The sequence below is a fragment of the Mesorhizobium sp. WSM4311 genome, from assembly GCF_002295115.1.
Taxonomy (GTDB): Bacteria; Pseudomonadota; Alphaproteobacteria; order Rhizobiales; family Rhizobiaceae; genus Mesorhizobium.
Genome location: NZ_NSFV01000005.1, coordinates 464,882 through 477,430 on the forward strand (window position 1 = coordinate 464,882; position 12,549 = coordinate 477,430).

Below are 12,549 nucleotides of genomic sequence, written 5' to 3' on the forward strand. Positions count from 1 at the left end.
CCAGATATTTCGCTCAATCCCTCAGCGGCAGGCCGAGGCTCTCGAAGGCGACCGGGTCGCGGCCTCGCAGGGCGCCGGCCAGCAGCAGGCCGACTACCGCGGCGATCAGCACCAGCCCCGGCAGGAACACGCCGAGGAAGCCGCCGGCTCCCGACAGGCTGCCGAAATTGATGACGATCAGATAGATGATGATGACGAAGGCGATGAAGGTCAGCCCGGGCAGGATGGTGGTCTTCACCGCGTTCTCCTGCGCCGACGGGTTGGCGCGGAAATACATCACCACGGCCAGCGAGGCCACCGCCATCATGACGATGACGCCGAGCGTCGCGACATTGGTCAGCCAGGAAAACAGCGCCAGCACCGGATCGAGGCCGAGCACGGCGAATAGGCCGACGACGAGGGCAGCAAGCACGCTCTGGATCACCGAGGCGACATGCGGGCTCTGATGCGCCGAATGCGTCACGCCGATCGACTGCGGCAACAGCTTCTCGCGGCCAGAGACATAGATGTAACGGGCGACCGCATTGTGGAACGCCAGCACGCCGGCAAACAGGCTCGACACGAACAGGATGCTCATGGCGTGGGTCAGCAGCGTTCCGGCGTAGCGGTCGGACAAGCCGAACAGGAAGGTCGTCGGATCCTGCAGGCCTTGCAGCGCCGGCAGCAATTTGTCGACGCCGGCGCCCACCGCCATCAGCCAGGCGGTGACCATGTAGAACACGCCGATCAAAAGCACCGAGAAATAGGTGGCGCGCGGAATGGTGACCTTGGGGTCGCGGGCTTCCTCGGCATAGATCGTCGTCGCCTCGAAGCCGATGAAGGCGGCGAAGCAGAACAGGATGGCGATGGCCGGTGCGCCCGAAATGATCTGGCTCCAGCTGAACGGCGCGGCCGACAGGCCGCTGTCGCCGCCGGTCTTGAGGATCGTCAGATCGAGGATCAGCACCACGGCATATTCGCACAGCACCAGAACCGTCAGGATCTTGGCCGACAGGTCGACCTGGCGGTAGCCGAGCACGGCGACGATGGCGATGGCGATGAAGCTCCACACCCACCAGGGCAGGTTGATGCCCCAGCCGGCGAACAGGCCGGAGGTGGCTGCACCGAGCAGGCCCATGACGCCGATCTGCATGGCATTGTAGGACAGGATGGCGATCAGCGCCGTGGCGCCGCCGGCGAAACCGCCCAGGCCGCGCGCGGCATAGGCATAGAAGGCGCCGGCATTGCCGACATGGCGCGACATGGCGACATAGCCGACCGCGAACAGCAGCAGCAGCACCGTCACGATCAGGTAGGTGCCGGCAAAGCCCGCGCCATTGCCCATCAGCATGCCGAGCGGCGTGCCGCCGGCCACCGCCGTAAGGGGCGCGGCCGCCGAGATCACCATGAAGGTGATGGCGCCGACGCCGAGACTGTTCTTGCGCAGCCTGTTGGCCGGCGCCTGTTCCGAAACTGCTGTCATTGATCCCTCCTGTTTGCAAACCGGTTTGGCTTGCCGGCCGAATGGCCTGTCCCATATGCTCTGGATATTGGTTCATTATTTGAACCGTTATTTTGAATATAGACTTGCAAACCAAGCGGCTTGCTGTCAAGTTAATTCACACGTTAATTGATTGCCCCTGCTGGGAGGCAAATGCCGGGAGGACGCATTGGGTACGGTCGGCAAGGCGATTTCACTTCTGGAGCTGTTCACCGTGGCCGAACCCGAACTCGGGCTGAGCGATCTGGCGCGCCGCTCGGGCTTCGACAAGGCAACGACGCGGCGGCTGCTGGTGGCGCTGACGCGTCATGGCTTCGTCGAGCAGGACGCCGCCACGCGGCACTACAGGCTCGGTGCCGGCCTGTCGCGGCTGGCACGCATCCGCGAGGCGCGCTTCCCTTTCCTGCGGACCGCGGTACCGCTGGTGCGGGATCTGGCCAGCGCCACGGCCGAGACCGTGCATCTGTCGGAATTCGGCATCGACAGGCTGGTCACCGTCCATGTCGAGCATCCGGCCCGGGCGAACCGCGTCAACATCGATATCGGCCAGCTTCTGCCCCTGCATTCGACCGCGTCGGGCATCGCCTATCTGGCCTTTGCCAGGGATGAGGCCGTCAAGGCATGCCTGGCGGGTCTTCTCGAAGCCTTCACGGCGCACACGCTGACCGAGCCCGCGGCCATTTCCCGTTCCATGGCCGAGGCGCGCGAGCGCGGCTATTCGATCTGCGATCAGGGCCTGGAAGAAGGCGTCATATCCGTCGCGGCGGCAATCCTGGCGGCGGACGGCTTCGCGCTCGGCACCATCGCCGTGGCCGCGCCGAAGGCCAGGACGACGACGGCCGACATCACGCAACGCGGACTTGCGGTCATGGCAACGGCACGGGAGATTTCGATGCGCCTCAATGGCGACAATCTGCAAAGTCTAAGGAGGCAGGCCTAATGTCCGCAGAGACCGCGCCCCGCATCCTGGTTATCGGCACCGGCGACACCAAGGCCGACGAATTGCTGTTCATGAAAGCCTGCATCGAGGCATCGGGCGGCAGCGCCGTGATGATGGATGTCAGTGTGCTGGGCAATCCGCCCTACAGCCCCGATCACGACAAGCACGCCGTGGCCCGCGCCGTCGACGTGACGATCGAGGAGATCGTCGCGAGCGGTGACGAGAACACCGCCATGACGCTGATGGCGGGCGGGGCCGTGCAACTGGTGCGCCAGCTGCACCGCAATGGCGAGATCGACGCCTTCATCGCCATAGGCGGTTCAATGGGTACCGACCTGGCGCTCGACGTCGCGCTTTCCCTGCCGCTCGGCGTGCCGAAATTCGTCGTCTCCACCATCGCCTATTCGCACCTGATCCCGCCCGAACGCGTCGCGCCGGACCTGATGATGATCCTCTGGGCCGGCGGGCTCTATGGCCTCAACTCGATCTGCAGACTGGTCCTGTCGCAGGCCTGCGGCGCGGTGGTCGGCGCGGCCAGGATCGTTCTGGAGAACCGCGCCTCGGCCCCGGCGATCGGCCCCACCATCGGCATGACGTCGCTCGGCAGCTCCTGCCTGCGCTACATGAAGACGCTGAAGCCGGCGCTGGAACGCCGCGGCTATGATGTCGCCGTCTTCCACACCACAGGCATGGGCGGCCGCGCCTTCGAATCGATCGCCGGCCAGGATCATTTCTGCGCCGTCTTCGATTTCAGCCTGCAGGAGATCACCAACCATCTGGCCGGTTCCGTCGTCTCCTCCGGCAATGACCGGCTGGAAAATGCCGGCGCTCGCGGCATTCCGCAGATCGCCGCCCCTGGCGCGGTGGACATGGTCGACCTGCCGACCTGGCAGGATTTGCCGGCTAAATTTTCCGAGCGCCCGTTTCACGCCCATAACAGGCTGATCGCCTCGATCACCGTCGATGCCGACGACCGCCGCGAGGTCGCCAGGACCATCGCCGCCAAGCTCGACGCCTCGAAAGGGCGCTCCGCCCTCATCCTGCCTTCCCAAGGCATCCAGGAGTGGGACATGCCGGGCGAGCCGCTTTATGAGCCGGAAGCCCTCGCCGCCTTCGTCGACGAGATGCGCAAGGCGATTTCCCCCGAAGTCGAGTTCCACGAGATCGACGCCCATATCAACAGCGACGATTTTGTCGCCAAGGCACTCGAGATCTTCGACCGCTGGGTCGAGGAAGGCATCATCCCGCGCGGCATGCCGGCCAAGGGGGTGGCAGCGTGAGCGCTGCTCCGGCCCAGGCGCTCGTCCTCGATTTCGGCGGCGTCGTCACCCGCACGCTGTTCGAGACCCATGCCCTGACCGAACAGGCGCTCGGCTTGAAGCCGGGAACGCTGCAATGGCGCGGCCCGTTCGATCCAGCCAGCGATCCGCTGTGGCGCTCGATGCAGGCCGACGAGATCAGCGAGCGTGACTATTGGCGCACCCGCACGAGTGAGGTCGGGCGTCTCGTCGGAGAGGACTGGAAGGCGATGGAAACCTTCGTCCAGCGCGCACGGGGGGCCGAGCCGGAAAAGGTGGTGCGGCCCGAAGCCGAACATGCCATCCGCGCCGTTCATGCCGCCGGCTTTCGCCTGGCGATCCTGTCCAACGAACTCGACCTGTTCTACGGTGCCGATTTTCGCCGGCGGCTGCCGCTGCTCGGCCTGTTCGACGTGATCGTCGACGCCACCTATACCGGCATCCTCAAGCCCGACGCGCGCGCCTATGGTTTCGTCACCGAGGCGTTAGGCCTGCCTGCCGAGGCTTGTGTCTTCGTCGACGACCAGCAGCGCAATGTCGATGGCGGCCATGCCGCCGGCATGCGCACGGTGCATTTCGACGTTGCCCGGCCAGCGCTTTCCTACGCCGAAGCCCTTGCCCATTTCGACCTCGTCCCAGTTGCCTGAGACCATTTGCGGAGCCTTGTGATGCGCGACATCAATTTCCTCACCGAGACCAATGCCAAGCCGATCTGGCATCCGATGGCGCATCCGGCCGAGATGCGGGCCAATCCGCCCAAGGTGATCATGAAGGGTGAGGGCGTCACCGTCACCGATATCGATGGCAGGAGCGTGCTCGACGCGGTCGGAGGCCTGTGGAACGTCAATCTCGGCTACAGCTGCGACCCGATCAAGAAGGCGATCGCCGACCAGCTCGGCGCGCTGCCTTACTATTCAGGCTTTCGCGGCACCTCGACCGGGCCGTCGATCGAGCTCGCCTACGAACTCGCCGAATGGTTCGCACCGGAAGGCATGGTGCGGACCTTCTTCACCTCGGGCGGCTCGGATTCGGTCGAGACAGCACTGCGGCTGGCGAGGCAATACTGGAAGATCCGCGGCCAGGCCGACCGCACCAAGTTCCTCGCCTTGAAGAAGGGTTATCACGGCACGCATTTCGGCGGCGCTTCGGTCAACGGCAACGCGAATTTCCGCCGCAACTACGAGCCGCTGCTGCCCGGCGTGTTCCATATCCCGGCACCCTGGACCTTCCGCAACCCGTTCGACGAGGCAGACCCGGCGCGGCTGGCCAAACTCTGCGCCAGGGCGCTGGAGGAGGAGATCGCCTTCCAGGGCGGCGACACCATCGCCGCTTTCATCATGGAGCCGGTGCTCGGCGCCGGCGGCGTCATCGTTCCACACGAAAGCTTCATGCCGCTGGTGCGCGAGATCTGCGATCGCCACGAAATCCTGCTGATCGCCGACGAGGTGGTGACAGGCTTCGGCCGCACAGGCGCCTGGTCGGGCTCGCGGCTGACCGGTGTGAAGCCGGATTTCATGACCATCGCCAAGGCGATCACGTCGGGCTATTTCCCGCTCGGCGCGACCTTGATCGGCGCCAGGGTTGCCGATGTCTTCGAGGCCGACAAGACCAGTTTTGGGTCGATCGGCCATGGCTACACCTATTCCGGCCATCCTGTCGGCTGCGCGGCGGGATTGGCGGCACTTGCCGAGACCAAACGGCTCCGTCTGAACGCGAACGCGGCCGTGCGCGGCGTCGAGCTTGGGGCGGTGCTGGAAGGGCTGAAGGCCCGGCACGCCATCGTCGGCGATGTCAGGTACAAGGGGCTGATGGCGGCACTGGAACTGGTTTCCGACCGCGCGACCAAGAAGCCGACCGACAAGAAGACCATGGCCGTGGTTTCGGAGGCGGCCTACGAGGCCGGCGTCATGCTGCGTGTCTCCGGCAACAACATCATCCTGTCGCCGCCCCTCATCATCAGCGCCGCCGATGTCGCCAAGATTGGCGAAGCGCTGGACGCCGGCCTCTCGAAGGTCTGACAAAGCGGCTGATACAACGGAGTTTTGCTACATGCAGATGGCTCAATCCCAGAAGAAACCGGCTGGAGAAACGCTGATTGGCCGGCGTGGCCGCCTGCTCGGCGCGAAATCGCAATTGTTCTATGACGAGCCGGTCCATCTGGTGCGCGGCGAAGGCGTCTGGCTCTATGACGCTGACGGCCGCCAATATCTCGATGCCTACAACAATGTCGCCCATGTCGGTCACTGCCACCCGCATGTGGTCGAGGCGCTGTGCCGGCAGGCAGGCCTGCTCAACACCCACACGCGCTATCTCCACACCGCCATCCTCGACTATGTCGAGCGGCTGACCGCGACATTCGATGCCGGCCTGTCCACCGCCATCCTGACCTGCACCGGCAGCGAGGCCAACGACATCGCGCTGCGCATGGCGCAGGCGACGTCAGGCCAGATGGGTATCATCGCCACCGACGCCACCTATCACGGCAACACTTCCGCCGTTTCGCAGCTCTCAACGCGCATGCCTCCGGTCGGCGGCCGTGCGCCCTATGTCCGGCTGGTGCCGGCGCCCGACAGTTATCGCCATCCCGACGCCATGGCCAACGGCAAGGCGTTCGGCGACGCGGTGCGCGAAGCCATCGCCTCGCTGGCAAAGGACGGTATCGGCCTGTCCGGCATGATCCTCTGCCCGCTGCTCGCCAATGAGGGTTTCCCGACGCTGCCCACCGGATTCTTCGACGACGCCGTGGCGGCGGTGCGTGAGGCCGGCGGTCTGGTCATCGCCGACGAGGTGCAGCCCGGCTTTGGCCGCACCGGCAGCCATTTCTGGGGCCATCAGCGCGCCGGCTTCGTTCCCGACATCGTCACCATGGGCAAGCCGATGGGCAATGGCCACCCGGTCGCCGCTGTCGTCACCACCACAGAGATCCTGTCGACGTTCCGCAACGCCTTCCGCTACTTCAACACCTTTGGCGGCAATCCGGTTTCCTGTGCGGTCGCCAATGCCGTCCTCGATGTCCTGGAAGACGAAAACCTCGTCGCCAATGCGTGCGATGTCGGCGCCTATGCGCTCGGCCTGCTGCGGCCGCTGGCCGATCGGCATGACTGCATCGGGGAGATCAGGGGCGCCGGCCTGTTCTTCGGCGCCGAGCTGGTCCACGACCGCGAGACGCGCGAGGCCGCGCCCGACATCGCCGGGCGCGTCATCAACGCGATGCGCGACCGTGGCGTGCTTATGGGCAAGACCGGCATCCACGGCAATGTGCTCAAGATCCGCCCGCCCATGCCGTTTTCCCGCGCCCATGCCGATCTGCTGATCGGCACGCTCGACGAAGTGCTCGATGAAGTCGACGGAGGGACGGCGTGAACGTGGTTTCCGAGCGATCCGAGCCCGAGACGGAAGCGCATGTTACCGCACTTGCCCGGCATGCGCTCACCCATTGGGGCGTCCGCGACGGCGAACCGGAGCTGCTGAAATACCGCGAGAATGCGGTCTTCCGCGTTTCTTTGCCGGACGGCCAGCCGGCCGCCATGCGCATCCATCGGCTTGGCTACCACACGGATGCCGCGCTGCGCTCGGAACTGCAATGGATGGGTTTTCTGCAATCCGCCGGTATCGCCACGCCGTCTCCGGTGCCGACACCGGCCGGCGATCTGTTCGTGCTTGTCAGGAAGGCCGCCTCAGGACCGCCTCGCCAGGCCGATTGCCTGAGCTGGCTCGAAGGCCGCGCCGTCGGCGCGCGGGGCGTACCCCTGGCCTACACTCCTGAACAGGCAAGGCAGGTCTTCACCGCGATCGGCCGAACCATCGCGCAGATGCACAATATCAGCGCCAGCTGGACGCCGCCCGCCGGTTTTGCCCGCCATGCCTGGGATTTCGACGGCTTCTTCGGCCCGAGCCCGACCTGGGGCCGCTTCGAGACCTCGCCCTTTCTCGATGGCCCGCGCCGCGACCTTGTTCTGCAGGCATGGGACAAGGCCGCAAAGGCGCTTTCGGAGCATGAGCGCGGCCCTCGCAACTTCGGCATCATCCATGCCGATCTGGTGCGCGAGAACGTGCTGATCCATGACGGCGCGGTGCGCATCATCGACTTCGACGATTGCGGCTTTGGCTGGCATATGTACGACCTTGCCGTCGCCCTGTATCAGAACCGGCAGGAGCCGCTCTATCCGCTGATCGAGGCATCGCTGCTCGAGGGCTACCGGCAGGAGCGGACGTTGACGCCGCACGATGTCGCCGCGCTACCGCTGTTCGCCGCGCTGCGGTCATTCGCCTTTCTGGGCTGGGTGCAGAGCCGCGTCGAAGGCGACATCACCAGGGAGGTCGGCCTGCGCATGTCCAACATCGCGGCCGATGTGGTGATCGCCTATCTGCGCGGCGAATAGGCGGCACCGTCAGCCCTTGGCGAAATGAATGCTGACCGTGCCTGAACTGCCAAAATCGGCGACGATCGTGTCGCCGGGCCGCGCCTCCACAGGACGCACGAATGAGCCCGACAGCACCACTTCGCCGGCGGCGATCGACATCCCGTAGCGGGCGAGCCGGTCGGCCAGCCAGGCAACGCCCATGGCCGGGTGGTTGAGCACGCCGGCGCCGAGCCCGGTTTCCTCGACCTCGGCATTGCGCGAGACGATGGCGCCGATCCAGCGCATGTCGGCTTCATCGGGCCGCTGCGGCCGCCCGCCGATAACGATGCCGGCATTGGCGGCGTTATCGGAGATCGTGTCGAAGAAGCTGCGCGCCTTCTTCGTCTCGGCGTTGACGCGTTCGATGCGCGTGTCGAGGATTTCCAGCGCCGGCGTGATGTAGTCGGTGGCATTGAGCACGTCGAAGAGAGTCACCCCAGGCCCCTTGAGCGGCGCTTTCATGACGAAGGCGATCTCGGCCTCGACGCGCGGCTGGATGAAGCGGCCGGCGGGAATGGTCGCGCCGTCGTTGAAGAACATGTCGTCGAACAGCACGCCGGAATCCGGCGTGTCGATGGCCAGCGCATATTGCATCGCCTTGGAGGTCAGGCCGATCTTCCAGCCCTTCGGCTTCAGCCCGGCATCGATCTTGCGCGTCACCAGCGCCGCCTGGACGCGATAGGCGTCCTCCATGGTGGCGTCGGGAAAATCGAGGCTGAGCAGCCGGATCTGGCGGCGCGAGCGCTCGGCCTCGAACAGCCGGTTGGCGGCGTCTTCCACTTGTTCCGGGGTCATGAAGCTGCCTCGTCGACGACGCTGTTGCGCAGCACGCCGATGCCGTCGGCCTCGACCTCGATCACGTCGCCCGGCTTCAGCCAGACCGGCGGGTCGAAGCGGGCGCCGGCGCCGGTCGGCGTGCCGGTGACGATGATATCGCCTGGCACCAGCGTGGTGAAGGTCGAGATGTAGTTGATGATCTTGCGGAAGGAAAAGATCATGCGGCTGGTGCGGTCCTGCTGGCGCAGCTCGCCATTGACCCGGGTGGAGAGCGTAATGTCGGCGACCTGCGCCTCGCCGGTGAACGGCACCAGCCACGGGCCGATCGAGCCGGTGCGGTCAAAATTCTTGCCTTGCGTGACGTTGAACTTGGCATGCCGGACCCAGTCGCGGATGGTGCCTTCATTGCACAGCGACAGCGCGGCGATATGGCTGAGCGCGTCGGTCTCCGCGATGCGGCGGCCGCCCTTGCCGATGACGATGACGATCTCGCCCTCATAGTCGAGCTGTGGCGATTCGGGCGGCCGCACCAGCGGCGCGCCGTGTCCGACGAAGGAGCGCGGGAAGCGGATGAAAAGCGACGGGTTGGTCGGCGCCGCCTGCCCGTCCTTGTACTCCTCGTTGCGGTCCGGATAGTTGACGCCGACGCAGATGATCTTTTCCGGCGACGGGACAGGGATGTCGTAGGCGACGGCGTCGAGCGGAAAATCGGCGGCAAACCCCTCCGCCTCTTCCGCCAGCCGCCGCAAGGCGCCGGCCTCGATCACCTCGCGCAATGTCGGCCACTGGCTGTAGCGGGCCGACAGGTCGACGACGCCCTTGCCTGTGACCGCGCCATAGCGCGCCTTGCCGCCGGCGGTGAAGGTGGCGAGGCGTGACGGGGTCATGCGGCGGCTCCGCCGATGGTGATGCGGAATATCGGCGAGGTTGGAGCCCTACGGCGCCCCCCTCTGTCCTGCCGGACATCTCCCCCACACGGGGGGAGATTGGCAGCTCGGACGGATGGCGCTCTTCTTGCAGCGTTGGAGATTGGCGAAGGCGGAGATGACGTCCAATCTCCCCCCTCGTGGGGGAGATGTCCGGCAGGACAGAGGGGGGCGCGAAGGAATGCCGTCATCGATCAAATCTCATCAGGGCGCCACAATCGGCGAGGCCGTCAAATCCGGCTGGCGCACCTCCGCTCCGGCAAAAACACTGCCTTCCTCGAACCAGCTTTTCGGCGCCGGCGCGCCCCACAGCGTCTGGCGCTGCGGGTCCTTGAGGTCCCATTTGATCGGCTCGAGGTCCGGATCGACCGTCTGGTAATCCGAACAATAGATCTCGATGCGGTGGTTGTCTGGGTCGCGCACATAGAGGAAGAAGGCATTGGAAATGCCGTGCCGGCCCGGGCCGCGTTCGATGTTCGCGAGATAGCCGGTCGTTGCCATCAGGTCGAGCAGGTCGATGATGTTGAGCGGCGTCGGCACCCAGAAGGCGACATGGTGCAGGCGCGGTCCGATGCCGTTGGTGAAGGCGATGTCATGGACGCCGCCCTTGCGGTGCGTCCAGGCCGCCCACAGCTTTCCGCTCGAGGCATCCTCCGTGTATTCGGTGACGCGGAAGCCGAGCTCGTTGTAGAAGGCGACGGACTCGTCGACATTGGGCGAGAAGCAGTTGAAGTGGTCGATGCGCAGCGGCTTCACGCCGCGATAGAGCGCGTATTTCTGATGGATCGGCGCAAGCCTTGCCATCTCGGCATAGAATTCCAGCGGAATGCCGTGCGGATCGCGCGTGCGGAAGGTGCGCGACTGATAGGGCCGCTCGACCCAGTCCACCGGCAGGCCCTTGCCCTTGAAGAAATGCGCCGCCTTGTCGAGGTCCTCATCCGAAAAGACCTTGAAGCCGAGGTCGCGGGCTTCCGGCGTCGTCGCCTTGCGCAGCACGATGCAGTGATGGCCGCGCTCCTCCATGGCGCGCAGGTAGATGGCGCCCGATGTCTCGTCGGTGACCTGCAGGCCGAGCGTGTCGACATAGAAGGCGCGCGTTCTGGCCAGATCGGTCACCGCCAGCTCGACATGGCTGAGGCGCACGATGTTGAAGGCCGGATAGAGGTTGGGCTTGGGCAAGGGCATTCTGATCTCCTCCGGTCAGCCGCCGAGTTTCTGGATCGCGTGTGCCGTCGTGGCGAAGGCGATGTTCTTCGTCTCCATGTAGAAATCGAAGGAATGGTCGCCGCCGTCACGCCCGATGCCGGAATTCTTGACGCCGCCGAACGGTGTCGGCAGATGCCGCACATTCTCCGAATTGACCCAGATCATGCCGGCATCCAGCGCGTCGGTGAAGCGAAAGGCGCGTGTCACGTCGGAGGTCCAGAGATAGCCGGTCAGGCCGTATTGCGTGTCGTTGGCCAGTGCCAGCGCTTCGGCCTCGTCCTTGAAGGCGATTGCCGTCAGCACCGGCCCGAAAATCTCCTCCTGGGCTATGCGCATCCGGTTGGTGGCGCCGGTAAACAGCGTCGGGCTGACATAGCAGCCGCCGCCGGGGCCAGCGAACTTGCCGCCGCCGGCAGCGACCACGGCGCCCTCCGATTTGCCGATCTCGATATAGGACAGCACCTTCTCCTCATGCACCGGATGGATCAGCGGCCCGACCACGGTCTTCGGATCGAGCGGATGGCCTATTCTGATGCGCTTGGCCTTCCCCGCCACCAGATCGGTGAACCGGTCGTAGACCGAGGCTTCAACCAGCAGCCGCGACGACGAGGTGCAGCGTTCGCCGTTGAGCGAGTAGATCATGAACACCGCCGCATCCGCGGCGCGTTCGAGATCGGCATCGGCAAAGACGATCACCGGGTTCTTGCCGCCGAGCTCGAAATGCACACGCTTCAGCGTGTCGGCGCCCTGTTTCATGATCATCGAGCCGGTGCGGCTCTCGCCGACGAAGCCGATCGCCTTGATGTCGGGGTGCTCGGTCAGCGCCTTGCCGGCATGTTCGCCAAGCCCGTTGACCAGGTTCCAGACGCCTTTCGGCAGGCCGGCGTCCTCGGCGATCTCGACCAGCAGGCGCGCCGTCAGCGGCGAGAACTCAGCCGGCTTATGAACCACCGTACAGCCTGCCGCCAGCGCCGGCGCGATCTTCCAGGTCGACAGCATGAACGGCGTGTTCCAGGGCGTGATGATGCCGACCGGGCCGATCGGCACCCGGGTGGTCATATTGATCTGGCCGGTCGTCCGCAGCGTCTCGCCGTCGCGCGCTTCCGGCGCGCGGTCGGCGAAGAAACGGAAATTCTCCGCACCGCGCAACGCAGCCTTGGCCATGAATTTCAGCGCCTGGCCGGTGTCCATGCATTCGACGAAGGCGATCTCCTCGGCGCGCGCCTCGATCGCGTCGGCGATTTTGTGCAGCAGCTTTTTGCGCGCTTCGCCAGGCATGGCCGCCCAGGCCGGAAAGGCCGCCTTGGCCGCCTTGGCGGCGCGGTCGATGTCGGCACTGCTGCCGCGCGCGACCTTGGCCAGCGGCTTCAAGTCGACTGGCGACAGCGTCTCGAAGGTCGAGCCGTCAGCGGCCGGCACCGCCTCGCCGCCAATCTGGTTCAGCACGCCATCGCTCTTGAAACGGGCCAGATAGGCCTCGGCCTTCTTCAGATTGCCTTCGAGGTCGGACATGTCAGCT

11 protein-coding genes are annotated in these 12,549 nt (G+C 65.4%); 6 read left to right on the plus strand and 5 right to left on the minus strand.

The window, feature by feature from the left end:
• Positions 1 to 13: 13 nt before the first annotated feature.
• Entirely contained in the window at positions 14 to 1,462 is a 1,449-nt protein-coding gene (locus CK226_RS16445) for an APC family permease (RefSeq protein ID WP_095792444.1), read from the minus strand.
• Positions 1,463 to 1,649: 187 nt separating this feature from the next.
• Here CK226_RS16445 and CK226_RS16450 point away from each other — a divergent pair, with 187 nt between their 5' ends.
• From CK226_RS16450 to CK226_RS16475, 6 genes are read left to right on the plus strand one after another with little or no spacing between them, the layout of a single operon-like run.
• The gene (locus tag CK226_RS16450) at positions 1,650 to 2,420 is read left to right on the plus strand and encodes an IclR family transcriptional regulator (protein WP_095788564.1); all 771 of its coding nucleotides are present in this window, start codon (positions 1,650 to 1,652) and stop codon (positions 2,418 to 2,420) included.
• On the plus strand, positions 2,420 to 3,700 hold the full coding sequence (locus tag CK226_RS16455) for a Tm-1-like ATP-binding domain-containing protein (RefSeq protein ID WP_095788563.1): 1,281 nt from the start codon (positions 2,420 to 2,422) through the stop codon (positions 3,698 to 3,700). The genes CK226_RS16450 and CK226_RS16455 overlap by 1 nt, the downstream gene beginning before the upstream one ends.
• Positions 3,697 to 4,365: an HAD-IA family hydrolase gene (locus CK226_RS16460; protein ID WP_095792445.1), complete on the plus strand. Its 669-nt coding sequence runs from the start codon at positions 3,697 to 3,699 to the stop codon at positions 4,363 to 4,365. Before CK226_RS16455 ends, CK226_RS16460 begins: the two co-directional genes overlap by 4 nt.
• A 21-nt stretch (positions 4,366 to 4,386) precedes the next feature.
• On the plus strand, positions 4,387 to 5,736 hold the full coding sequence (locus CK226_RS16465; RefSeq protein WP_095792446.1) for an aminotransferase class III-fold pyridoxal phosphate-dependent enzyme: 1,350 nt from the start codon (positions 4,387 to 4,389) through the stop codon (positions 5,734 to 5,736).
• A gap of 37 nt (positions 5,737 to 5,773) precedes the next feature.
• Positions 5,774 to 7,081 (plus strand): aminotransferase class III-fold pyridoxal phosphate-dependent enzyme, encoded by a 1,308-nt coding sequence (locus tag CK226_RS16470; protein ID WP_095792535.1) that lies wholly within the window; start codon positions 5,774 to 5,776, stop codon positions 7,079 to 7,081.
• The gene (locus CK226_RS16475) at positions 7,078 to 8,100 is read left to right on the plus strand and encodes a phosphotransferase (protein ID WP_095792447.1); all 1,023 of its coding nucleotides are present in this window, start codon (positions 7,078 to 7,080) and stop codon (positions 8,098 to 8,100) included. The genes CK226_RS16470 and CK226_RS16475 overlap by 4 nt, the downstream gene beginning before the upstream one ends.
• A gap of 9 nt (positions 8,101 to 8,109) precedes the next feature.
• On the opposite strand, the gene hpaH is transcribed toward CK226_RS16475, so the two are convergent.
• The 4 genes from hpaH to hpaE all read right to left on the minus strand — a co-directional run bounded on the left by hpaH (position 8,110) and on the right by hpaE (position 12,542).
• Complete coding sequence (hpaH, locus tag CK226_RS16480) at positions 8,110 to 8,916, minus strand: 2-oxo-hept-4-ene-1,7-dioate hydratase (RefSeq protein WP_095792448.1); 807 nt, start codon at positions 8,914 to 8,916, stop codon at positions 8,110 to 8,112.
• Positions 8,913 to 9,785: a fumarylacetoacetate hydrolase family protein gene (locus CK226_RS16485; RefSeq protein WP_095792449.1), complete on the minus strand. Its 873-nt coding sequence runs from the start codon at positions 9,783 to 9,785 to the stop codon at positions 8,913 to 8,915. Before CK226_RS16485 ends, hpaH begins: the two co-directional genes overlap by 4 nt.
• A 243-nt stretch (positions 9,786 to 10,028) precedes the next feature.
• The gene (gene hpaD / locus CK226_RS16490) at positions 10,029 to 11,009 is read right to left on the minus strand and encodes a 3,4-dihydroxyphenylacetate 2,3-dioxygenase (protein ID WP_095792450.1); all 981 of its coding nucleotides are present in this window, start codon (positions 11,007 to 11,009) and stop codon (positions 10,029 to 10,031) included.
• A gap of 15 nt (positions 11,010 to 11,024) precedes the next feature.
• On the minus strand, positions 11,025 to 12,542 hold the full coding sequence (hpaE, locus tag CK226_RS16495; RefSeq protein ID WP_095792451.1) for a 5-carboxymethyl-2-hydroxymuconate semialdehyde dehydrogenase: 1,518 nt from the start codon (positions 12,540 to 12,542) through the stop codon (positions 11,025 to 11,027).
• Positions 12,543 to 12,549 lie beyond the last annotated feature (7 nt).